A 22,224-nucleotide genomic window follows, 5' to 3' on the forward strand; every position below is an offset into this window, starting at 1 on the left:
CGGTAGGGCGGCGGATTGTCAGTCCGGGTCGATTCGGTTATAAGGCGTCGCTAAGGACAATACCATTGTCGATTTCAGGTTAATTGCGAGATTTATCGATTGGGAACAAGCATAGTGGATTCATTACCATCAACTGAGCCGATTCGTCTGGGCTTAATGCCGCCGCTGACCGGCGTGGTGGCGATGTACGGCAGCGAAATCATTCACGCCGCCCGGATCGCCTGTGCCGAAGTCAACCGCAGCGGAGGTTTGTTGGGCCGGCCGCTGGAGTTGATCGTCGAAGACGACGGCAGTTTGCCGCAGACCGCGGTGCCTGCCGCGCGGCGCTTGGTCAGCGAGCACCGCTGCGTGGCAATCATAGGCAATTTATTGTCCAGTTCCCGGATTGCCGTCGCCAGCCAAGTCGCCGAACCGGAAAAGATTCCCTATCTGAATTTCTCGTTTTACGAAGGCAGTATTTTCAGCCGTTATTTCTTTCATTTCGCCGCACTGCCGAACCAGCAGATCGACAAGATGATTCCGTACATGGCCGAGCACTACGGGCTGAAAATGTTTTTTGCCGGCAATAATTACGAATGGCCGCGCGGCTCCATCGATGCGGCCAAACGTTGCCTGCACAAACTCGATGGCGATGTGGTCGGCGAAGAATATCTGCCGATAGGCGCCAGTGGCGACGAGATCAACGCCCTGCTGGAACTGGTCGCCCGCTCCGGAGCCGATGTATTCGTGCCTTATTTTGCCGGCACCGATCAACTCAAATTGTTGACCGGTTTCGCCGAGATGGGCTTGAAGAAGCACATGGCGGTGGTGATGGGGCATTTTGACGAAGTATTGGCGAGCCTGTTGCCGGCTCACGTGCGGGAAGGCTTTTATTCCAGCAACACTTATTTCATGTCGCTGGATCGCGAGGAAAATCGGGCTTATTTTCAAAAGTTAGCCGCCGAACCCGGTATCGACGGCATTTGGCCGAACGGCAACGGCATATTGACTAACTTCGGCGAAGCGACCTACGTTTGCGTGAAAGCTTTCGCTAAAGCCGTCGAGCAAGCCGGTTCCACCGCCAACGAAGCCTTGGTGGATGCTTTGGAAACGGTCAGCGTTACTGCGCCCCAGGGCCGTGTCAGCATGGATGCGGAAACCCATCATGCCTGGGTGAATACCTATTTGGCGCGCTGTAACGCCGACGGCAGCTTCCGTATTGTCGAGCGTTTCGAGCTGAATCCGCCGCGTATACCGGAGCGCTATAGTCGCCAAGCCGCCGAATTGCATATTTCGCCGCCGTCTCCGCAGGATACCGGCCAGGTCATGCAGGGGGCCAAGTCGGTATTGGCCCAATCGAATGCCGCGCAGCAGATATTGTCGATTGCCGATATGGCGATTCTGGCGGCCGACGAAAACGGCATCATCACCGAAGCCAACGTCAACGCCTGCAAAATGTTCGGCTATTCGGGCGCGGAAATTTTGGGTATGTCGGTGCACTTATTGCTGCCGCCGCATTTTCGCCAGCGCCACGCCGAATTGGTCAAGCGGTTTGTCGAAAGCGACGAGACGCAACGCAATATGGGTGGGCGCGGAGAACTGGCCGGTTACCGCAAGGACGGCTCGTTTTTTCCGTTGGAAGCTTCGATCGGTAAAGTCCGCTTCGGCGAGCAATGGATGTTGGTCGTGACGCTACGCGACATTTCCAGCCGCAAACAGGCCGAGGAGGAGTTGCTGTGGCAGGCCACGCACGACAGTCTGACCGGTTTGCCCAATCGGGCGCTGATCCGCGAACGTTTGGCCAGTGCCTTGCAGCGTTCGCGCCGGCATGGCGCCAACGTCGCGCTGTTATTTGTCGATCTCGACGATTTCAAACTGATCAACGATACCTACGGCCACGAGATGGGCGATGCGCTGCTGAAAACCATCGCCGCGCGTTTGCGGGAACTGATACGCCCGGGCGATACGCTGGCCCGTCTGGCCGGCGACGAGTTCGTGGTGCTGTGCGAACAAATCGATCAACCGACGGCACTGTCTTTGATTGCCGAGCGCATCAATGCCGCGTTACGCCAACCGATGGCGTTAAACGGACATTCCTTGTACGTGACGGCCAGTATCGGTATTGCCGCCGGCCACGGTTCCACCCATTCCACCGACGACTTGTTGCGCTATGCCGATACCGCGATGTACGAGGTGAAGCAAAAAGGCCGCGACGGTTGGCATTTTTTCAACGACAGCCTCGAACAAAAGGTTCGCCAGCGCCTGTCGGTGACTCAAGGTTTGCGGTTGGCGATAGAACGCAACGAATTATCGCCCAGGTTTCAGCCGATAGTTTGTGCCGATAGCGGCCGGATCGTCGGCGCCGAACTTTTGCTGCGCTGGTTTCCGCAGGAGGGCGAAATTTCGCCGGCGATTTTTATTCCGATAGCCGAGATGACCGGTGCGATTGTGGCGCTGGGTTTATGGGTGTTCCGTCAGGCGTGCCGGGCCGAATCCGACTGGCGCCGGCGTTGGTCCGACTCGGCGCCGGCCTATATTTCGGTGAATGTGTCGGCCCGCCAGTTGAGCGAACAAAGTCTGGCCGAGGATTTTGCCGAGATTCTGCGGGAAACCGGCGCCGACCCGCGGCGTATTTTGTTGGAAATTACCGAAACCTCGTTGATGGCCGATATCGACAACAATTTGCGCGTATTGCAACGATTGGCCGATTTGGGGATGCGGGTGGCGGTAGACGATTTCGGTACCGGCTATTCGTCGCTGGCGCAATTGACCCGGCTGCCGGTCAATGTGTTGAAAATCGATAGGGCGTTTGTGGACGGTATCGAAACCCAGTCGGAAAACCGGGCCGTGAATCGCGCCATTGTCGGTTTGGCGCGGGCCCTGGGCTTGAAGCTGGTTGCCGAAGGGGTCGAAAATATCGAGCAGTTGCTCGAGTTGCGCGCATTGGGCTGCGACTACATTCAGGGCTACCTATTTCATCGGCCGCTGGAAGAGCCGATTTTTATCGACCGGTTTAGCCACGAGCTCCAGGAGCAGTCGCTGGTAGGGGCCGAGCCGCCGTTGTTTTTCCTGATTTACGTCAGCAGGGCGGTCCGGCCGTTTAGCGATAGCCAATTGGACGCGCTGCTGGAAAAGACCCGCGCGGCGAATAACGCCAGAAGCATTACCGGTTGCCTGTTGTACATGGATGGTTGTTTTATGCAGATATTGGAAGGTAGGCGCAAAACGGTATTGCAGTTGGTCGAGAGGATAAAGCTCGATCCGCGCCACCGAGACTTCCACTTGGTGGTGCAGGCGCCGCAGCAGCGCCGGATTTTTCCTAATTGGAACATGGGTTTTCGCGATTTATCCAGGCTCAACGGCGAACCGGATTTTTCTCCATGGCGCAAACGCAGCATCGGTTTTTTCGAACTGGCCGAGGATGCCCGCACCTGCTACACCTACATCACCGCGTTTCGGCATGACAGCATTTAGCCGACGGATTCTGATTTGATTTCGGACGGCTATGGCCCGCCGGTTTACCGCTGGCCGGGATATAGCGGGATCGGCCGAGTTTTTAGCGGTTCCGGCGTGCGCCACGCCCTGCTCGGGCCGACAATGGCTAAGTTCTGCGGTTATAATGCCCGGTTTTTCCAAATCATCGGATAGTCAAGCCGTGGATATAAAAACCTATATGCAGCAACTCGGCCGCCAAGCCAGACAGGCCGGCCGAGAAATCAGCAAAGCCGATAGCGGCCGGAAAAATGATGCCTTGCTCAAAATCGCCGCAGCGATTACCGAAGCCGGTGCCGAATTGGCCGGCGAAAACCGCAAGGATCTGGAGGCCGGCCGAGCCAACGGCATGGATGCGGCTTCGTTGGACCGGCTGGAGTTGACGCCGGCCCGCATCGGCGCCATGGTCGAGGGCTTGAAGCAAGTCGCGGCCTTGCCTGACCCGGTCGGCGAAATCAGCAACCTCGGCTACCGGCCCAGCGGCATCCAGGTCGGGCAGATGCGGGTGCCGCTGGGCGTGATCGGCATCATCTACGAATCGCGGCCGAATGTTACCGTCGATGCGGCGGCCTTGTGCCTGAAATCCGGCAATGCCTGCATCTTACGCGGCGGTTCCGAATCCATACATTCCAATCGGGCAATCGCGGCCTGCATCGCCAAAGGCTTGGCCGCGGCCGGCCTGCCGGAACAGGCGGTACAAGTGGTCGAAACCACCGACCGGGCCGCGGTCGGCGAACTGGTCCGGCTGCAGCAGTATGTCGACGTAATCGTGCCGCGCGGCGGCAAGAGCCTGATCGAGCGGATCAGCGCCGAAGCGACGATTCCGGTGATCAAGCATCTGGACGGCATTTGCCATGTCTATATCGACGGCAAGGCCGATATCGATAAAGCCGTGGCGATTGCGCTGAACGCCAAAACGCACCGCTACGGCGTCTGCAACGCGATGGAAACCTTGTTGGTCGCCGAAAGCATCGCGCCGACGGTGTTGCCGGTTTTGGCCGAAAAATTCGCGGAGAAGGGCGTCGAATTGCGCGGTTGCCTGAAAACCTGTTCGTTGGTGAAACAGGCCGTCCGCGCCAGCGAAGAAGATTGGCATACCGAGTATCTGGCGCCGATTTTGTCGATCAAGATCGTGGCCGATATCGACGAAGCGATCGACCATATCAACACCTACAGCTCGGCCCACACCGAAGCCATCGTCACCGAGGATTACACGTTGGCGCGGCGGTTCCTGCGCGAAGTCGATTCCAGCTCGGTGATGGTCAACGCCTCCACCCGGTTTGCCGACGGTTTCGAATACGGTCTGGGCGCCGAAATCGGCATCAGTACCGATAAGCTGCATGCCCGCGGGCCGGTTGGCTTGCACGGTCTGACTTCGTTGAAATACGTCGTGCTCGGCGACGGCCATATCCGCCAATAAATGATCGGCGTCTACGGAGGCACCTTCAATCCGGTCCATTACGGCCACTTACGCACGGCACTGGAAGTCAAGGAACTGTTCGGATTGCAGCGGCTGCACCTGATTCCGTGCCGGCTGCCGGCCCATCGCGGCCAACCCGAGGCCGACGCCGAGATTCGGATGCAAATGCTGGCGGCGGCAGTGGCCGATACGCCGGGATTTTTCGCCGATAGGCGCGAGCTGGAGCGCGACGGGCCGTCGTATATGGTCGATACCTTGGCGGCCTTACGCAGCGAATTGGCTGACGATACGCCGTTACTGCTGTTCATCGGCGCCGACGCCTTTGCCGGCTTGGAGCGCTGGCACCGGTGGCAGCGTTTGTTCGAGTTGGCCCATGTCGTCGTGATGACCCGGCCCGGCTTCCTGCACGGGCCGTTACCGGATTTTTTGCAACAACGGCTGGCCGACGATTCCCGGCTGTTGAGCGACGCGCCAGCCGGACGGATTTATTTCCAACCGGTAACGGCTTTGGCGATTTCCGCCACCGAAATCCGCCGTTTAATCGCGGCCGGCCGCAGTCCGCAGTTTTTATTGCCTGATCGGGTTATTGCTTTGATCCGTCAGCATCAACTTTATCAAGCAACTACTGATCAATAGGAATTCGAATGCAATCAGAAGCGTTAGTGAAACTGGTCGAAACCGAACTCGACGTTCGCAAGGGCCTGAATATCAAAACCATAGACGTGCGCGGTAAGACCAGCATCACCGATTTTATGGTGATCGCCACCGGTACCTCGTCGCGCCACGCTAAATCGTTATGCGATTACGTGGTCGAAAAAGTCAAGGAAAACGGCCTGCAACCGCTGGGCCTGGAAGGCGACCAGAGTTCCGATTGGATCTTGCTGGATTTGGGCGACGTGATTGTGCACGTGATGACCGGGCAAGCCCGCGAGCTGTACCAATTGGAAAAATTGTGGTCGGTCAGCGGCGACGCCGCCCGCGCCTGAGGATTCGGCGCGGAAACGCGATTTTGCCGGCTTTGCCGCGCTAATTTTTCGGTGCGCCCCCTCAAGAAAAGTCCGGCCCAGTCGATGACTTAGGCATGCTAAAGGAGGGGTTATGAAAACGTTGCGACTAATCGGTTTGGCGGCCTGTTTGGCCTTGGCGGCCTGTGCTGGCCCCGGCGCTAAAAATGCCGAGACGGCGGCGCAGACTAAAACCTTACGTGCCAGCGGCTTCAGCAATTTCGATAACAGCGGCCGGCTTTCGGTCAACCAACGCTGGTTGCAAGCGCAACAGGCGGCCAAGCTGGAGGCGTTCCGCAGCTTGGCAGACCAGTTGTACCGGGAGCCGCTGGACGGCGGCGACACGGTCGGCGCCAAAGTGATGCGCGACGAAACGTACCGCGTTTATCTCGATACCTATTTGCGCGGCGCCGCCGCATCCGACTACCGCACGGTAAAAGACACGCTGAAAGCGACATTGGAGCTGCAATTAAGCCCGCGTTTTTACCGTTGCATGAACGGCGGTACCGGCAACGTCGACCAATGTTTGCAACAAGACAATAAAGTTCCGTTCACCCGGCTGGGCTATAAGGAGGCGACGGTAACGTCGGCCAATCTGGCTTGCGGCTCGCGCGATTGCAACGACCTGTATTACGTCAGCGGTTTCTCCAAACGACCGAACATTCTGGACGACGTTTTGCTGGATGCCGGACTTTACGACGCGCAAGGGATAGTCAATACTGGTGCACGTGGCTTTCTCCAATATTTCCTGTTCAATGGCTTCTTTAATTCGCTTTAACAGTCTGATCCTGCCGTTACTGGCGCTGGTGTTGGCCGCTTGCGACGGCGGCGTGTTGCATAGGAGCGATGCCAACGACTCTGAGGCAAACGTTTCCGGACGGCAAACCAGCGTACAAGGCGCGGCTGCCATCGGCGCCGGCGGCGTCGAGGACGCGCGGCGCGCAGCGATAGACGATGCGGTGCAGCGGGCGTCGTCGCAGTTGAAACGCAGCAATCCGGCCGGAGCCATGATCAGCGACATCAAGGTGGTCGACGAATGGCAGGACGGCGAGGTCTATCGGGTGCAGGCCTTGGCGGTATTGTCCGAGCGCCAACATTGCGCGTCGCCGTACCGCAAAAAAATCGTCGCTACCGGTTTTCCGATCATGAACGCCGAGCAGGTCAGTAGCAGCGAAAGCCAGGACTTGTTCAGCGGCATCCCGCGCGAGATCAATAACCGGTTGATGGAAACCGGCGATTTTATCGGCCGTAATCTGACCAACGCCGTGTTGTATTCCCGACCGGATATTGCGCCCGAAATTTTGCCGACCACCGGCTCCGCCGAGTCGGTGATCGTCAACGTCGCCCGCCAATATAACGCCCAGTTTGTGCTGTCCGGCGTAATCCGCGGGTTTCGTACCGAATCGACCGAGTTCGTCAGGGGCACAGGTGTATTGGCCGAAATCAAATCGATGGCGCGCGACTTCATTGGCCGGCGCAGCATCGATTTCGACGTATTCGTCCACGACGGATTCAGCGGTGTGCTGCTGTTCCAGCAACGCTACAGTGCGTCGATCCTGGGCGATGTCTCGCTGCCCAACGGCTACAACGTCGGCAGCGAGCGTTTCAACGACACGCCGTCGGGGCATAAAATCAGCGAATTGATCCAGCAGGCCAGCGAGGATTTGCATCGCTTGTTCGGTTGTTATCCGTTTACCACCCGGGTATTGGAGTCGGCAAACAATCGCATCGTGATTGCGGCCGGCGCTCAGGACAAAATCAGGATGGGCGACAAGCTGATGGTCTACTCGGCAGCCGGCATTGCGCCCAGCGGGCGGGGCTTGAGCGACCAGGTCGGAATTTTGACGATCAATGAAGTCAGCGCCAACACTGCGGCCGGTAGTCTGGATTCCGGCGCGCAGGGCGTAGTTCGGCCCGGAGACTGGGTGAAAAGTTTCGGGTCGCCGTAAGGGTTAGGCTGCGGCCAGCAAGCGCTCGATATCCTGGCTCAACGCCGACGGCGCGACGAAGGGTGCGTAACGTTTGTACACAGTGCCGTCCCGGCCGATCAAAAATTTGCAGAAATTCCATTTTATCGATTGGCTTCCCAGCAAGCCCGGCGCGGCCGCTTTCAGATAACGAAACAGCGGGTCGGCATCGGCGCCGTTCACCTCCACTTTGGCAAACATCGGAAAACTGACGCCGTAGTTGGTTTCGCAAAATCCGGCAATCTCCTGGTTGGAACCCGGCTCCTGTTGGCCGAATTGGTTGCACGGAAACCCCAGTATCTCGAGTCCGCGGCTTTTGTAGGTTTGGTACAACGCTTCCAGGCCGCGGTATTGCGGTGTGAAACCGCAGCGGCTGGCCGTGTTGACCACCATGATGACTTTGCCGCGAAATTGGGCTAGCGAAATGGGTTCGCCGTGTATGTTCACGGCGGAAAATTGGTAAATATCGCTCATAGTGAAAACTTAGCTCGGAGTAAAGAACGGTAGCTTGTCGCGAGGCCATGGTTGCACACCGCCGCGGCCCGAATTGTGTCGGCCTTCCGAAAATTGGCCGGAAGGGGTATCCAAGTTCGATACGCAAGACGACACACCGCGGCGCGAACGGCTGCAGATTACCGTTGGCCGCGGATTTGTCAACGCACACCCGGCGCTTAAGCCGACTGCATCCGTGCCAGGTATTGTTGCAATTTTTGGGCGACGATGGCCTCGTAATGCCGTCTCAGCACAGAGTCGGACGGTTTGACCGGCAGTTCGCTTTCGATCTGGTTGGCCAGGCGGGCCAAGAAATGCCGCCGTAGCACCGAATCTTGCGGAATGCCGGGTTCTGCGGCCACCGCTACCGTCGCCGGCGCGCAGGATTCGGCCTCCGTCCTGATTGGCCGGTTTTCGGCGATTCGCGCTGGGGCCGAATAGGCGCCGTGCGCGGCGGCGTAATGGCGGCGCAACACCGAATCGGTCGGATACGGGTTGGCCAGCGCTTCCTTCTCTGCCAATTTGGCGGCTTGGTAGTGGCGGCGTAATACCGAGTCTTCGGGCTCACGTTCGGTATTGGCCGTAACCGCCGGAGCCAGGCTTGGTTCTGCTTGCCTAATAGCCGGCGCGGGTGCCGGTGCCGGTGCCGGTGCAGGGATTGGTGCTGCGGGCGCCGCTTCGGTTCTGGTTTGCGGAATTGCCTGATCGGATTTGATCGGCGCTTGCGGCGGCTGCGATGTTATCGCCGATGTGGCGGCCCGGACCTTGCGGCGATGGCGGAAGAAGGCCCAAATAGCAATGCCCAATAGCAGCAGCGATATGCCGAGAATCGATAAAGTTTCCAACATGACGGTCCCCTTTGAAAGAGTGTTGTTATTTACAAAGCCGGCCCGGTTTCCCGACTGGGCGCGCTGTGTGTTTTTGTAGTGGCTGCCCGGCATCCGCAAGCAGCGCGGCCGTCGCCGGCACCGGGGCGAAGTCCGGGATGCCGTTGCGCTGGCCCGCTCCGATTTATAGCATAATTCGTTGAAATAGTTGATTTTGGCCGGGTTTGGCTCGGCTTAGTGACGCGGTCGCGGTTATCGGCGGCCGGGTTCGGTACAATAGCCGCCTTTTTATCCCGCACCCCTGGTTTGTTAATGACTGATTCAATTATCTACGCGCTGGACTTCGACGGCGTGATTTGCGACAGCGCACTGGAAACCGCGCTGACCGGCTGGAAAGCCGCTGCCACAATTTGGAGCGGCATGGCCGAAACCGCTCCGCCGGAATTGGTCGAGCAATTCCGCGCGGTGCGCCCGATCATAGAAACCGGCTACGAAGCCATCCTGGTGATTCGGCTGTTGCATGCGGGCGAAACTATCGAGTCGATTTACGCCGGTTACGGCGAAAAGGCGCAAGCCTTAATGGCGGAAGCCGGTTTGACGGTGGCGGGCTTGAAACAGTTGTTCGGCGATACCCGCGACCAATGGATAGCCGAAGACAGAGCGGGTTGGATTGCCGTGAATCCGCTGTTCGCCGGCATGGCCGAAAAACTGCGCCGTTTGGGTAGGGACCATGTCTGGTACGTGGTTACCACCAAGCAGGAACGTTTCGTCAAGAAAATCCTGACTGCGAACGATATCGAACTGGCCCCCGACCGCATCTTCGGTTTGGATCGAAATATGAGTAAGCCGGAGGTATTGAAAGGGTTGCAGCGCTCGCACCCCGGCCGGCCGCTCTATTTTGTCGAAGATCGGCTACCCTCGCTGCAGAACGTACGCAAGCATGCCGAGTTGGCCGATTTACGGCTCGGCTTTGCCTTGTGGGGTTACAACCTGCCGCAGGACAAAGCGTTGGCCGAGGCCGAAGGCTGCCGGCCGCTGCTGCTAGAAAACTTCCTCGAGAACGCAGCCGGATTCGGCGACGCCTGCAAGCCGGATTAAAACCTGAGCAGGCTTTGCAGGTAAAAATAATCGGTATCCGGGGTGCGCGGTGCGGACGGCGCGATTCTGGCGAATTCGCCTTTGAACAAATGGCTCCAGCCGGTTTCGAAATTCAGGCTGCTGTTCACGTCCCAGCGCGTCGTCAATTCCAATTGTTGGCCGACCGAATCGCCGCTGCGGCCGGTTTTATCCTGCAAGCCGGTGCCGGCCCAACTGTCGGTCGGCGAGGCTAGCCAGAACAAGCGGTGCGACACCGATGCCTGGACATCGCCACGCGGCGAAAACGTGATTCGAGCGCCGGGCGAGTTGACGTTGGTGCGAGCGAACGCACCGTAAATGCCGGTGGCGCCGAACTCGAACCGGCGAGCGCCGTAAAGGGTATCGAACCGTTGCTCTTTATTGTCATTCGGATTGTCGTCGCCGCTGGCGTAATCGTATTCCAGTGTCAGATGCGGGGACCAGGGCGCATCGAAACTGTAGCCGACATCGGCGTGCTGGTACCAGGCGCTGTGCTGTTGGTCCAAGCCGTCGCGGGCGCCGCTGGTCGCTCTGACCGTGCCGAACTGGCCGATCGTCTCCAATTGAAAGTCGAAACTGGACTTGGCCGGCTTGCTGAATAGCCGGGCTCCCGGCGTGAAATAGCGGCGGTTGCGGGTCGGATTGCGGATACTGTCGCCTTCGTCCAGATGGTACAAATAAATTTCGGCGCTGGTGTTACCTAGCAAATTGTAAAGCTCCAAGAACCCGCCGGAAAACCAGGTGTGGGTGTCTTCCTCGTCGAATTCGTGAGTTTCCTCGAGCAAATCTAATGCAGCGGTCGGATAGCGGTTGACCGGCATCGTGACGAAGCCGGTGAATTGCCAAGCGTTGTAGTCCAGCAGCCGCAATTTAACGCCGGTAAAGGTGTTGATCGTATTGCGCATCGCGTTGCGCGCCACCAGGCGCCGGCTGCCCAGATTCAGGGTTTGGCGGCCGGCCACTACTTCGAAACCGAGACCGCTGTAGAAAATATTCTGCTTGGCCCAGGCCAGATAGCCCTGGATGAAATCGGCCTGGTCGGCGTGGGTGTTGTTAATGCCGGAACCGCTGTCGGCTGCCAGCGCTCGGGCATCCAGAAATTCCGCGCCAAGGCGGAAGGCATCGAAACCGGCCTGCAGCCAAAGGTCGCTTTGCAGTGCGATTTGCTGGTCGCCGCCTTTGCCGTTGGCTTTGAAGGCGTTATCCAGCGTTTCGTAGCGGGTACGCTGCTCCAGTCCGACCGATAGCCATTTCGGCAAGCCGAGGCTGTCGTGCAGATTCCAGACCGGCTTTTCGTATTTGTCGTTGCCCAGTAAGGCGTCCGGCATTTGGCTGGAAAAAACGGCAAACGGCGGCCGGCTGTAGCTTTTCTTCTCGGCGGCTTGCGCTACGGTCGCGGTGCCGGCCAGGTAAATGCCGCCGACGGCGATAGCCGCCCACGTGTTGCAGACTGGTAAGGGTTTCATGGTTCAACCGGATATCGAAGTTAATACGCTGCGCGTGCAGTAGTGCTAGACATCGACTTGCCGGAGCGGGCTTACGCTTCGGCCAGATAAAATCTCCGGCTAGCTTACTTGCCGTTATGTGCTCATGTAAATAACGAAAATGCGGGACTATATAATTCGGCTCAGGCAACAATGGCTGTCGGCAGCGGTAGCCAATTGCCTGCGAATCATTGTCGTATGCGTAATTGAATTGGCGCCGGCTCCTATGCCTACGGCCGAGCGAGGCCTCTGCAAATCCGGCGCGGCGTAGGCCTGTCTTAGTAGCCGGGCCACCAGCGCCAGGCGCTGTTCGGCCGGCTCAGCCCTTTGTATGGTCGTAAATGCTACACAGGCGGCGGCGCGAGTCCGAAGCCAATGTCGGTTTTGCGACAATGTCGGCCGTTTCTATGCCGAATTGGTTGGTTTTGCCGCCGCACACTACGGACGTCGCCCGAATAATCTCAATCTCGATAAGAGTTTAACAAGCTGGCAAGCCTCTTGCTTTGTTCCCAAGTAACACGATTCCATTCATGCGACAGGAGACTTTTCCGATGTTACTCGAGAGCTACGACAGCCAAGGCCTTTTAAACATTACTTCCGTGCTGGGCAAGACCAGCATGGCCGGAGTTTCGGCCTGGCGCGGCGATCTGGTATTGGTCGAAGGCGTAATGCGCGAGGGCGCCACCAATCCCAACGACCGCAATCCGCCCAAGCTGCTGATCCATCAAGCCGCGATGTTGGCCGATAACGAAAAAATCCTGTTCATTAACGGCATGGTTTACCTGCTGGATTCGCTGGAAGCGTTTGTCGAGAAATACAAATCTGCGCTGACTCCGGAAACCCTGGCGTTGATTTACGTAGAAAACATCGCCGGCAATCTGGAAGTCGAAATCGGCGGCGTCAAGTTCAAATTACTGCCTTACAGCGAAGGCATGGTCTGGAACGAAACCATGGAATTGCTCTACATCGAAAAATCCGACCTGAAAGGCCAGTCGGCAGAAGATAAGGTGGTAACCGTTTACGAATCCGCCAAAGGTTTCAAATTCAAAGCGGAAACGGTGGATTACCCAACGGCGTTGGGCAAAACCATCGAAGTCAAGCGCGAAGCCAGCTACGGTCCGGTATAACGCGGCTTGATCCAGATTGGGAGCGAGCATGAAAAACTTTAAAACGGTTTCCGTCGCCGAATCGGAGCAATTGATAGCCGCGCAGCAGCCGATGATTCTGGATTGCCGCGACTTGAAGGATTACCGGGCCGGCCACATCGAAAACGCCATGCACGTGCACGAACAACTGCGCGATTCCCTGCTGCGCAAGGCCGATAAAACCAAGCCGCTGCTGATTTATTGCTATTACGGCCACGCCAGCGAACATTTGGCTGAAATGTTCGGCGATTTCGGCTTCCAAGCGGTTTACAGTCTGGCCGGCGGTTATGCCGACTGGAAAGAGCAGCACAAACTTGAAAGGTGAGGCTATGGAACAATTATCACGAGATTTGGCGTTACGGATTGCGTTGGCGTCGCGCGTGCTGCCCGGCGTCGATGTGGCGACGCTGATCGGCATCTTGCACGAAAAGGCCGGCTCGCCGCTGACGGACGAGAAGTTGAAGTCGATTACTGTGACTAACTTAAAAACCGGTATCGGCAGCCACGACGGCGAGGAGGATGGCGAGGACATCGATATCGGCCTGGCCAACATCAAACTGGCCGTGCGCTACCTGTGGGGCGAGGAAGACGGCGACGAAGGTTTGCCGGAAATCATGCCTTACAAGGACGGCGATTTGCCGGAGTCGATCCGGGTCGCGATTGCGTCGAACAGCGGCGCATTATTGAACGGCCATTTCGGCTCCTGCATCCGCTTCCTGGTGTACCAGTTGTCGCGCGACGACATGCGGCTGGTGGATATCCGCTCCACGGTCGATGCCGACACCGCCGACGACAAAAACCTGTTCCGCGCCGAACTGATCAAGGATTGCCATGTGCTGTTCGTGCAGTCGATCGGCGGTCCGGCTGCGGCCAAAGTGATCCGCGCCGACATTTACCCGATCAAGATTCCGGACGTGATCGAAGCCACCGACCAACTGCGCGAATTCCAGAAAGTATTCGACGCGCCGCCGCCGTGGATGGCCAAGGCATTGGGCAAGAGCGCTGAGGAGCGGAAGCGCTTCGTGGCGCAGGAATAACGGGTCAGGCCGCCGGCGACGCGCTTAACGGCGCAATTGCCGGTTTAGCCGTACCACAAACTCGGTACCCTGTCCGGTTTCGCTGGCGAAGCTCAGCGAGCCGCCGTGTTGTTGGTTGACGATGCGGTAGGCGATATGTAGGCCTTGGCCGCTGCCTTTGCCGAAGTCCTTGGTCGTGAAGAACGGGTCGAAGATGCGGTCGCGAATCGGTTCCGGGATACCCGGCCCGTTGTCGGCAATCCGGATTTCGACGCAATCGCCGACCGCCGCGGTGCGGATCACGATTTTACCGCCGCCTTTTTTGCCGTCCTCGATCGCTTGCGCGGCGTTGACGATGATGTTCAAAAATACCTGGGCCAATTCTCCCGGGAAGCATTCGATAGCCGGCACGTCGCCGAAATCGGTTTCGACTTCCGCCACATATTTGTAGCTGTTGCGGGCAATCAGCAACGTATTCTCCAGCGCCAGATTCACGTTGACCCAGCCGGCGTTGCTTTGTCCGCTATGCGAGAACCCTTTCATGGCTTGCACGATACGGACGATTTGAGAAATGCCTTCCAACGATTGGGCGATGGCTAGCGGCGCGTCTTCCAGGATAAACGCCAGATCGGCCTGTTGTTCCAATTGGTCGATCAATTGCCGATGCTCGCCCTGTGCCGCGAGTAATTTGCGGTACTGTTCCAGCAGGTGGGTAACGCTGGCGAAGAAATCGCCGATGGCTTGCAGATTGTCGCCGACGTATTGCGCCGGCGTGTTAATTTCGTGGGCAATGCCAGCGGCAAGCTGGCCGACCGCGGCCAGTTTTTCGGCTTGCAGCAGGTTTTTGTTGGCTTGTTCGATGGCCTGGGTGCGCAGCTCGATTTGTTGCTCCATATAGCGCATCACATTGTGCGACTGCCATTTGCGCAACGCGGCGTGGATTATCTGGCGCAATTCCAGGTCGCTGAACGGTTTTTCCAAGATCAACAACTGGTCGCTTTCGCCCAATTTCGCGGCAATTTGTTCCCAGCTCAGCTCCTGGCCGGCACAACATAACACGACATGCAGGTCGGCATCGGCTTGCCACAGACTGCGGATCAGATCCAAGCCTTGGGCGTCCGGCAGGCTGTTTTCGACCAATGCCAGCTGGAAAACTTGTCCGGACTTGATGCCTCCGCGAATAGCGGCAGTCGCTTCAGCCGCGCTGGAGCAGCCCAGAAACTGATAACTCAGGTTTTCCGCAGCGGATTGCAACGATGCTTGGGCGCTGCCGTTGAACATCGCGTCGAGCCGGTTGCGCAAGTCAGGATTCGGGGCGACCGCCAGGATTTTGGAAGGGTCTTCGGCTTCGATAAACATGTTCAGGCTCCGAGGTTGCGCGGCTTGGCAGCGGAGCCCGCTTGCGCTGCTTTAAGGGAAAAACCGGCGCTCGCGCTCATCGGATCGTCAGAGCCCGGCAAATACGCGGTAAATTGACTTCGGCCATCGAGATGTCGTCCGTTTGCGGCTGATGCTGTTGGTGGTTGCGCAATTGCGCAACCACCCGATCGATACGCCTTGCTGCAGTAGGGGCGGCCGCCAGCGCGTGCTTTAAAGCCTCGGCCCCGAACAAGCCGAGACCGGCGCCGATTTGGTCGGTAACGCCGTCGCTGTAGAGAAACACCGACTCGATCCCGCCGATGTCGTAGTCGGCGATGGTGCCGATCAGGCCGGCGTCGGCGGCAATGCCGAGCGGCAGATTTGCGGAGTGCACTTTATCGGCGATGCGGCCCTGCTTGTCCAAAAAGTAAATATCCGGCATGCCGCCGTTCCACACCTGTAACCGGCCCGCGGCCAAATCCAACACCATCAGCGCGGCCGCACAAAACAAACCGGTCGGTAATTTACGGCACATTTTCCGGTTAATGATAGAGGCCAACTCGTGCAAGGGCGGACGGTCCGGACATTGTGCGTCGAAAATTTCGGTGACCAGTAATCCGCCCAGCGCCGATTGCAAACCGTGGCCGGTCAAATCGCCCATCATCAGATAAAACGCCTGGCCGTCGCGGCTGACGGCGTTCAGGATGAAATCGCCGCCCACCGCCTCCTTGGCCGAGATGAAAAAGTCCAGGCCGTTCGGCACTTGGTAACCGTATTTGCCGAATTTGCTGCAAACGATTTTGGCGGTCTCCAGCTCGTGTTCCAGCAGCGCCTGTTTTTCGGCCAATTCGGCGTTACGTTGCAGCAATTCCAGGTTTTTCTGTTCCAGTTGTTCGCTCAATTGGCGCTTGGCGACCACCAGCCGGTAGTGCGCCAGCGCGTCGGCAATGATTTTTTTGGTGACCTCCATCGGGCAAGGTTTGGGCAAGTAGCGAAAGATGTGGGCTTCGTTGATCGCTTTGATGGCGACGTCGATCTCGATGTTTCCGGTCAGCACAATTTGCACGCTGTCGGGCGATATCTCGCCGGCGCGCTGCAGAAACTCCAAACCGTTGGCGCCGGGCATGCTGTAATCGGACATGATCACGGCGATGTCGCGCTCGTGCTGCAGGATGCGCAGCGCGTCTGCGGCGGAACTTGCGGTAAACAATGCGAACTGCCGGCCCAGCGTGCGTCTGAACATGTCCAATATATTTTGCTCGTCATCTACGCACAGAATTTTGTCTTGTGATGTATCCGCCATCTCTGTCTCCTACTCCTATTTTTTTGCGAAACTTGCCGTGACGTTCGCGGCCAGCGTCCGCCATTCGCCGATACGGTCCAGCTTGCCTATTCGCTGCAAATAGGTTTGGTCCAGCGCCATGTCGAATAAACGGCCGTAACCTGGCACAGCCGTAGGGTTGAGCAAGCACGATGCCGCATGTACTGCAGTCAAGGCGTTGACGCCGTTGTATTCGGAATCGCTCGGCGTGTTTTGCAGCAAAATGGACTCGATGATACGCGGCGGTATTTTCCATAAACTCAGCACGTAAGCGGCCGCTTCCGCGCGGGTAAAGCCGAAGATGGACATTTCCAGCTCCGCCGGCGGCTTATCGCTGTTTACGGCTTGTTCCACCAGGATTTTCAGTTTATCGCCGCAGCGCGACATAAAAATCAGCAAACCCATATTGTGCAACAGGCCGCCCAGATAAGCCTGGTCAGGTCTGTCATCGCTTTGCCGTTCCGATAGCGCAATCAGCCGCGCCAGTTCGGCCACCCGGGCGGCGTCCTGCCAGAGATAATCCATGTAACGTTCCACCGCCGGATCGGTGACCGGAAAGGCGGTTTTGACGTGTACCGATAACACCAGGCTATTGAGTTTTTTCAGGCCGATCAGATTGATGGCGTCGGTCAGATTGGACACCGTTCGCTGCAAACCGAAATACGGCGAATTGACCAAATGCAGCAGTTTGGCGGAAAGCACCATGTCTTTGGCGAAGATATCGGCGATTTGAGCGCTGGTGGCGCGTTCGTCGCCGATCGCGGCGTTCAGCTGGTGGTAAATTTTCGGCAGGCTCGGCAATTGGCTGGCCTCGCCGACTTCCGCGGCGATACGCGGATTATCGACGCAGGCCTGGATTTTGAAGACTTGGCAGATTGTTTCCCGCAAGATTTCCGCGCTGCAAGGCTTGGCCAAATATTGATGCGCCACTTCCAGGCCGAGGCGCAAGTTGGTTTCGTCGGTATAGCCGCTGAGGATCATACGGACTGTGCCGGGGTAGGCCGCGGCGACCTTGGCCAATAATTCGTCGCCGCGCATTTCCGGCATCATCATGTCGCAAACGATCAAATCGATGGGTTGGCGCTGCATCAGCTCCAGGGCTTGTTTGCCGCAGGTGGCGAAGTGCAGATGCCATTGCCCGCGGTAAGGGCGCAGTTGGCGTTTGATGCCACTGATCACGTGCTCGGTGTCGTCGACGAACAGGATATGTTTGTTGCCGGTCATGCTCGGAACCTCAGGCAGACTGGGGCCCGCACGGGGGAATCGGTCGAGCAGCGCGCAAAAAATCGCGGGTTTCGCGTTTCGGGTTGGTGAGCATCGGTCACAATGGTCGGGTTGCTAGGAGCTTTAAGTTTAGATAAGCCGAGCCGGTTTGTCCGCCGGTAGTGGGCAAGCCGGTGCGCAATAAGGCCAAACCCCGTTTTTTCCGGCCCGGATTAAGGTTTACCCGACATTGACAAGGGTTGGGGCAACTGATAGTTTTGCTGTTGGCACTCGGCAGTGTGGAGTGCTAACGAATTTCGAAGGTACCGAATGTGGCTGGCGGACAGGATTTAAACGAACGATCGCTTTATTTGCTCAAAACCCTGGTGGAGCGTTACATCCAAGACGGCCAACCGGTCGGGTCGCGCCTGTTGTCCAAGGATCCGAATTTGAAGTTAAGCCCGGCCAGTATCCGCAACGTGATGGCGGATTTGGAAGAGATGGGCTTGATCCATTCGCCGCATACCTCCGCCGGGCGGGTGCCGACGGTCAGCGGTTACCGCTTGTTCGTCGATAGCCTGCTGACGGTCAGGCCGTTGGCGTCCAGCGAGCTGGACCAGTTGCAGGCCGGCTTGCACAGCGATACCGAGACGGCCAGCGATTTGTTGGGCAAAGCCTCCAAACTGCTGTCCGACGTCACCAAGATGGCCGGCGTCGTAACCTTACCGCGCCGCGAAAGCGTCTCCCTGCGCCACATCGAGTTTTTGCCGATGTCCAGTACCCGGCTGCTGGTGATCTTCGTCACCGATACCGAGGAAGTGCATAACAAGATCATCCATACCGAAAAACAATTTTCGCCGGCCGAGTTGCAGCAGGCCGCCAACTATTTGAACTCGGTGTTTACCGGCCGCAGTTTGGCCAAAATTCGCGAATTGGTGGTCAAGGATTTGGAAAAAGACAGGCATTCGGTCAACCAGGGCATGATCGATGCGGTCAACATGGCGCAACTGGCCTTTGCCGAGCAGCCCAACGACGACTATGTGTTAAGCGGCGAAACCAACTTGATGGGTTTTTCCGAGCTGTCGGACATGGACCGGCTCAAACAGTTATTCGAAGCCTTCAGCCAGAAACGCGGCGTGATCCATTTGTTGGACCAATGCCTGCAGGCCGACGGCGTCCAGATTTTTATCGGCGAAGAGTCCGGCTACAGCGTGTTCGAGCGTTGCAGCCTGGTAACCGCGCCTTACTCGGTCAACGACGAAGTCGTCGGCGTGCTGGGCGTGATCGGTCCGACCCGGATGGCTTACGAGAAGGTGATTCCGTTTGTCGACGTCACGGCAAAATTATTGGGCGCGGCCTTGAATCCGAAATAAAAGCCCTTATCGTTAGCCCAACTCAAAATATTAGAACCATGGAGAAACTATGAGTCACCAGCAATCGAGTCACGAACAGCAGACGGACGCCGAACTGATCGCCGAAGTACTGGAGCAAAACAAACCGGCCGCGGCGGAAGCCGGCGGCGAAGAGCCGGCAGCGGAAGAAGCGGTCAGCATCGAATCCTTGCGCCAGCAATTGGAACAAGCCCAACAACAGGCGTCCGCCAATCTGGATAAAGCCTTGCGGACTCAGGCCGAAATGGAGAATTTGAAAAAACGGGTACAAAAGGATTTGGACGACGAGCGCAAATACGGCTTGGCTAAATTCGCTAAGGAATTGCTCAGCGTGCTGGACAGTCTGGAATTGGGGATTCAGGCCGCATCCGGCGACAGCCCGGAAGTGGTCAAGTTACGCGAAGGCAGCTTGCTCACCGTCAAACAATTCGAATCGGTATTCGCCAAATTCAACATCGAAACCATCGACCCGCTGGGCCAGCCGTTCAACCCGGAATTCCACCAGGCCATGGTCATGCAACCCAGCGAAACCGCCGAACCGAATTCGGTATTGAACGTATTTCAAAAAGGTTACATTCTGAACGGCCGTTTGTTGCGTCCGGCCATGGTCGTGGTGGCGAAGGCTGCCGACAAACCGGCCGACGGAGCAAAAATCGATGAGCAGGCTTGAAAATCAAACGATCAACCGCATATCGCTAACAACTTTTTAACTTACCACTTATTCAAGTCTGGAGAATTTCAATGGGCAAAATGATCGGTATCGATTTAGGAACCACCAACTCCTGCGTCGCCGTACTGGAAAACGGCACCGCGCGGGTCATCGAAAACAGCGAGGGCGCCCGTACCACGCCCTCCATCATCGCGTTTACCAACGATAACGAAGTATTGGTCGGCCAATCCGCCAAGCGCCAAGCCGTAACCAATCCGGAAAACACCTTGTTTGCGATCAAACGTTTGATCGGCCGTCGTTTCAAAGAAGACGCGGTGCAAAAAGACATCAAAATGGTGCCTTACAAAATCATCGAAGCCAACAACGGCGACGCTTGGGTGGAATGCCACGGTAAGAAAATGGCGCCGCCGGAAGTGTCTTCCCGCGTCCTGATGAAATTGAAAAAAGACGCCGAAGCGTTCCTGGGCGAGGAAGTCACCGAAGCGGTCATCACCGTACCGGCCTATTTCAACGATTCGCAACGTCAAGCCACCAAAGATGCCGGCCGCATCGCCGGTCTGGACGTCAAACGCATCATCAACGAGCCGACCGCGGCGGCGTTGGCGTTCGGTATGGACAAACCGAAAGGCGACACCACCATCGCGGTTTATGACCTGGGTGGCGGTACCTTCGATATTTCCATCATCGAAATCGCCGAAATCGAAGGCGAGCACCAGTTCGAAGTTTTGGCCACCAACGGCGATACCTTCTTGGGCGGTGAAGACTTCGACTTGCGTATCATCGATTTCCTGGCCGGCGAGTTCAAAAAAGACACCGGCATCGATTTGCACAACGATCCTTTGGCTTTGCAACGTCTGAAAGAATCGGCCGAGAAAGCCAAAATCGAATTGTCGTCAGCCGAGCAAACCGACATCAATCTGCCGTACATCACTGCCGACGCATCGGGCCCGAAACACTTGAACGTCAAATTGACTCGCGCCAAATTGGAGTCTTTGGTCGACGATTTGATCGAACGTACCAAAGGTCCTTGCCTGCAAGCGATCAAAGACGCCGGTATTTCGGCGGCAAAAATCAACGACGTGATCCTGGTCGGTGGTCAAACCCGGATGCCGAAAGTGCAAGCGTTCGTTAAAGAATTGTTCGGCAAAGAGCCGCGCAAAGACGTCAACCCCGACGAAGCGGTGGCCTTGGGTGCGGCGATTCAAGCCGGCGTATTGGGCGGCGACGTTAAAGACGTGTTGTTGCTGGACGTTACCCCGTTGTCTTTGGGTATCGAAACTCTGGGCGGCGTGATGACCAAATTGATCGAGAAAAACACCACGATCCCGACCAACGCTTCGCAAGTGTTCTCGACCGCCGAAGATCATCAAACCGCGGTGACTGTGCATGTATTGCAAGGCGAGCGGGAAATGGCGTCCGGAAACAAATCGCTGGGCCGTTTCGACCTGCAGGACATTCCGCCGGCACCGCGCGGCATTCCGCAAATCGAAGTCTCGTTCGACATCGACGCCAACGGTATCCTGAACGTATCGGCCAAAGACAAAGCCACCGGCAAGAAGCAGTCCATCGTGATTAAGGCTTCCAGCGGTTTGTCCGACGACGAAGTCGAACGCATGATTAAGGACGCCGAAGCCCATGCCGACGAAGACCGCAAGCTGAAAGAGCTGGTCTCCACCCGCAACGCGGCCGAAGGCATGATCCACGCTACCGAAAAATCGCTGAAAGAATTGGGAGACCAGGTCAGCAGCGACGAAAAATCGGCGATCGAAGCGGCCATTAAAGACCTGCATGCTGTGCTGAAAAGCGACGACAAAGATGCCATCGAAGCCAAAACCAACGCCCTGACCGAACTATCGGGTAAACTGGCCGAACGCGTCTACGCCCAAAAAGGCGGCGCCGAAGCGGTGGCTACCGGCAGCCACGAACACGCGGCCGGCGGCCAACAAGCCGAGCCAGACCACAATGTGGTCGATGCCGAGTTCGAGGAAGTTAAGGACGATAAGAAGTAAAGTTCGTTCGATTTCTCTCGCAGCCTGAGAGAGGGTAGGACGGGCGCGCACGCTGTTAAAGTCGCTTCCGTCTTCTTTCAATTCAATATCTTAATTAACCGCCGGTTTCCGCCGGCGGTTTTCCTCGTTATGGCAAAAGAAGATTTTTATAAACTGCTGGAAGTGGATCGCAACGCCAGCGAAGCTATGTAGATGCGCACCGCATACCTTTTTGTTTTTGCGAGGTAGATATGCAAGCTGTTGTTACGGAAGTCAAAGAATTACTGAATAGATTGTCCGAAGAAAGCGGCTATTAAGATATTCAATATCACCTTTATGGCATGGCTAAA

Annotated in this window: 19 protein-coding genes; 13 read left to right on the plus strand and 6 right to left on the minus strand. The window is 57.2% G+C overall.

The window, feature by feature from the left end:
* Window positions 1-114: 114 nt before the first annotated feature.
* The 6 genes from MKFW12EY_RS07530 to MKFW12EY_RS07555 all read left to right on the plus strand — a co-directional run bounded on the left by MKFW12EY_RS07530 (window position 115) and on the right by MKFW12EY_RS07555 (window position 7,844).
* Entirely contained in the window at window positions 115-3,453 is a 3,339-nt protein-coding gene (locus MKFW12EY_RS07530) for an EAL domain-containing protein (RefSeq protein WP_245006461.1), read from the plus strand.
* Window positions 3,454-3,598: 145 nt separating this feature from the next.
* Entirely contained in the window at window positions 3,599-4,891 is a 1,293-nt protein-coding gene (locus tag MKFW12EY_RS07535) for a glutamate-5-semialdehyde dehydrogenase (protein ID WP_197488427.1), read from the plus strand.
* The gene (gene nadD, locus MKFW12EY_RS07540; RefSeq protein WP_221054281.1) at window positions 4,892-5,527 is read left to right on the plus strand and encodes a nicotinate-nucleotide adenylyltransferase; all 636 of its coding nucleotides are present in this window, start codon (window positions 4,892-4,894) and stop codon (window positions 5,525-5,527) included. It abuts the gene before it with no gap.
* An 8-nt stretch (window positions 5,528-5,535) separates the two neighbouring features.
* Window positions 5,536-5,877: a ribosome silencing factor gene (gene rsfS / locus MKFW12EY_RS07545; protein WP_054758539.1), complete on the plus strand. Its 342-nt coding sequence runs from the start codon at window positions 5,536-5,538 to the stop codon at window positions 5,875-5,877.
* Window positions 5,878-5,989: 112 nt separating this feature from the next.
* Window positions 5,990-6,673 (plus strand): hypothetical protein, encoded by a 684-nt coding sequence (locus tag MKFW12EY_RS07550; RefSeq protein ID WP_054758603.1) that lies wholly within the window; start codon window positions 5,990-5,992, stop codon window positions 6,671-6,673.
* Window positions 6,651-7,844, plus strand: a complete 1,194-nt coding sequence (locus tag MKFW12EY_RS07555; RefSeq protein WP_245006462.1) for a flagella assembly protein FlgT middle domain-containing protein — start codon at window positions 6,651-6,653, stop codon at window positions 7,842-7,844. Before MKFW12EY_RS07550 ends, MKFW12EY_RS07555 begins: the two co-directional genes overlap by 23 nt.
* 3 nt (window positions 7,845-7,847) lie before the next feature.
* Here the strand turns inward: MKFW12EY_RS07555 and MKFW12EY_RS07560 are convergent, their stop codons facing one another.
* Window positions 7,848-8,336 (minus strand): glutathione peroxidase, encoded by a 489-nt coding sequence (locus MKFW12EY_RS07560; RefSeq protein ID WP_054758545.1) that lies wholly within the window; start codon window positions 8,334-8,336, stop codon window positions 7,848-7,850.
* Between the two features lie 197 nt (window positions 8,337-8,533).
* On the minus strand, window positions 8,534-9,202 hold the full coding sequence (locus MKFW12EY_RS07565) for a hypothetical protein (RefSeq protein ID WP_221054282.1): 669 nt from the start codon (window positions 9,200-9,202) through the stop codon (window positions 8,534-8,536).
* Between the two features lie 291 nt (window positions 9,203-9,493).
* Here MKFW12EY_RS07565 and MKFW12EY_RS07570 point away from each other — a divergent pair, with 291 nt between their 5' ends.
* A complete protein-coding gene (locus tag MKFW12EY_RS07570) occupies window positions 9,494-10,279 on the plus strand; it encodes an HAD family hydrolase (RefSeq protein WP_221054283.1) in 786 nt (261 codons plus the stop codon).
* Here MKFW12EY_RS07570 and MKFW12EY_RS07575 read toward each other — a convergent pair.
* Window positions 10,276-11,763, minus strand: coding sequence for an alginate export family protein (locus MKFW12EY_RS07575; RefSeq protein WP_054758549.1), 1,488 nt, complete (start codon window positions 11,761-11,763; stop codon window positions 10,276-10,278). The genes MKFW12EY_RS07570 and MKFW12EY_RS07575 overlap by 4 nt on opposite strands.
* A gap of 569 nt (window positions 11,764-12,332) precedes the next feature.
* Between MKFW12EY_RS07575 and MKFW12EY_RS07580 the strand changes: the two genes are divergently transcribed.
* The 3 genes from MKFW12EY_RS07580 to MKFW12EY_RS07590 are packed head-to-tail and all read left to right on the plus strand — an operon-like array spanning window position 12,333 to window position 13,963.
* Window positions 12,333-12,908, plus strand: a complete 576-nt coding sequence (locus MKFW12EY_RS07580) for a hypothetical protein (protein ID WP_054758551.1) — start codon at window positions 12,333-12,335, stop codon at window positions 12,906-12,908.
* A gap of 28 nt (window positions 12,909-12,936) precedes the next feature.
* Entirely contained in the window at window positions 12,937-13,251 is a 315-nt protein-coding gene (locus MKFW12EY_RS07585; RefSeq protein ID WP_054758556.1) for a rhodanese-like domain-containing protein, read from the plus strand.
* Window positions 13,252-13,255: 4 nt separating this feature from the next.
* Window positions 13,256-13,963 carry a dinitrogenase iron-molybdenum cofactor biosynthesis protein gene (locus MKFW12EY_RS07590; RefSeq protein WP_054758558.1) on the plus strand — a complete coding sequence of 236 codons (708 nt, stop codon included), beginning with the start codon at window positions 13,256-13,258 and terminating at the stop codon, window positions 13,961-13,963.
* Between the two features lie 24 nt (window positions 13,964-13,987).
* On the opposite strand, the gene MKFW12EY_RS07595 is transcribed toward MKFW12EY_RS07590, so the two are convergent.
* The 3 genes from MKFW12EY_RS07595 to MKFW12EY_RS07605 form a co-directional block, all read right to left on the minus strand.
* A complete protein-coding gene (locus tag MKFW12EY_RS07595; RefSeq protein ID WP_221054284.1) occupies window positions 13,988-15,301 on the minus strand; it encodes a sensor histidine kinase in 1,314 nt (437 codons plus the stop codon).
* A gap of 76 nt (window positions 15,302-15,377) precedes the next feature.
* Entirely contained in the window at window positions 15,378-16,604 is a 1,227-nt protein-coding gene (locus MKFW12EY_RS07600) for a SpoIIE family protein phosphatase (protein ID WP_221054285.1), read from the minus strand.
* Between the two features lie 15 nt (window positions 16,605-16,619).
* Window positions 16,620-17,846 carry a response regulator gene (locus MKFW12EY_RS07605; protein WP_221054286.1) on the minus strand — a complete coding sequence of 409 codons (1,227 nt, stop codon included), beginning with the start codon at window positions 17,844-17,846 and terminating at the stop codon, window positions 16,620-16,622.
* Between the two features lie 311 nt (window positions 17,847-18,157).
* Here MKFW12EY_RS07605 and hrcA point away from each other — a divergent pair, with 311 nt between their 5' ends.
* The 3 genes from hrcA (at window position 18,158) to dnaK (ending at window position 21,895) form a co-directional block, all read left to right on the plus strand.
* The gene (gene hrcA, locus MKFW12EY_RS07610) at window positions 18,158-19,198 is read left to right on the plus strand and encodes a heat-inducible transcriptional repressor HrcA (protein ID WP_054758578.1); all 1,041 of its coding nucleotides are present in this window, start codon (window positions 18,158-18,160) and stop codon (window positions 19,196-19,198) included.
* A 49-nt stretch (window positions 19,199-19,247) separates the two neighbouring features.
* Window positions 19,248-19,886 carry a nucleotide exchange factor GrpE gene (grpE, locus tag MKFW12EY_RS07615; RefSeq protein ID WP_221054287.1) on the plus strand — a complete coding sequence of 213 codons (639 nt, stop codon included), beginning with the start codon at window positions 19,248-19,250 and terminating at the stop codon, window positions 19,884-19,886.
* Between the two features lie 71 nt (window positions 19,887-19,957).
* Window positions 19,958-21,895 (plus strand): molecular chaperone DnaK, encoded by a 1,938-nt coding sequence (dnaK, locus tag MKFW12EY_RS07620; RefSeq protein ID WP_054758580.1) that lies wholly within the window; start codon window positions 19,958-19,960, stop codon window positions 21,893-21,895.
* Window positions 21,896-22,224 lie beyond the last annotated feature (329 nt).

It is taken from the genome of Methylomonas koyamae, from assembly GCF_019669905.1.
Lineage (GTDB): Bacteria > Pseudomonadota > Gammaproteobacteria > Methylococcales > Methylomonadaceae > Methylomonas > Methylomonas koyamae.

Excerpts from the sequence above, each read along its gene's own strand:
- rsfS (WP_054758539.1), top strand. The coding sequence starts at position 5,536 with ATGCAATCAGAAGCGTTAGTGAAACTGGTCGAAACCGAACTCGACGTT.
- dnaK (WP_054758580.1), top strand. The coding sequence starts at position 19,958 with ATGGGCAAAATGATCGGTATCGATTTAGGAACCACCAACTCCTGCGTC.
- MKFW12EY_RS07560 (WP_054758545.1), bottom strand. The coding sequence starts at position 8,336 with ATGAGCGATATTTACCAATTTTCCGCCGTGAACATACACGGCGAACCC.
- MKFW12EY_RS07580 (WP_054758551.1), top strand. The coding sequence starts at position 12,333 with ATGTTACTCGAGAGCTACGACAGCCAAGGCCTTTTAAACATTACTTCC.
- MKFW12EY_RS07535 (WP_197488427.1), top strand. The coding sequence starts at position 3,599 with ATGCCCGGTTTTTCCAAATCATCGGATAGTCAAGCCGTGGATATAAAA.
- grpE (WP_221054287.1), top strand. The coding sequence starts at position 19,248 with ATGAGTCACCAGCAATCGAGTCACGAACAGCAGACGGACGCCGAACTG.
- MKFW12EY_RS07570 (WP_221054283.1), top strand. The coding sequence starts at position 9,494 with ATGACTGATTCAATTATCTACGCGCTGGACTTCGACGGCGTGATTTGC.
- MKFW12EY_RS07575 (WP_054758549.1), bottom strand. The coding sequence starts at position 11,763 with ATGAAACCCTTACCAGTCTGCAACACGTGGGCGGCTATCGCCGTCGGC.
- MKFW12EY_RS07550 (WP_054758603.1), top strand. The coding sequence starts at position 5,990 with ATGAAAACGTTGCGACTAATCGGTTTGGCGGCCTGTTTGGCCTTGGCG.
- MKFW12EY_RS07590 (WP_054758558.1), top strand. The coding sequence starts at position 13,256 with ATGGAACAATTATCACGAGATTTGGCGTTACGGATTGCGTTGGCGTCG.
- MKFW12EY_RS07600 (WP_221054285.1), bottom strand. The coding sequence starts at position 16,604 with ATGGCGGATACATCACAAGACAAAATTCTGTGCGTAGATGACGAGCAA.
- nadD (WP_221054281.1), top strand. The coding sequence starts at position 4,892 with ATGATCGGCGTCTACGGAGGCACCTTCAATCCGGTCCATTACGGCCAC.
- MKFW12EY_RS07555 (WP_245006462.1), top strand. The coding sequence starts at position 6,651 with ATGGCTTCTTTAATTCGCTTTAACAGTCTGATCCTGCCGTTACTGGCG.
- MKFW12EY_RS07585 (WP_054758556.1), top strand. The coding sequence starts at position 12,937 with ATGAAAAACTTTAAAACGGTTTCCGTCGCCGAATCGGAGCAATTGATA.
- MKFW12EY_RS07595 (WP_221054284.1), bottom strand. The coding sequence starts at position 15,301 with ATGTTTATCGAAGCCGAAGACCCTTCCAAAATCCTGGCGGTCGCCCCG.
- MKFW12EY_RS07605 (WP_221054286.1), bottom strand. The coding sequence starts at position 17,846 with ATGACCGGCAACAAACATATCCTGTTCGTCGACGACACCGAGCACGTG.
- MKFW12EY_RS07565 (WP_221054282.1), bottom strand. The coding sequence starts at position 9,202 with ATGTTGGAAACTTTATCGATTCTCGGCATATCGCTGCTGCTATTGGGC.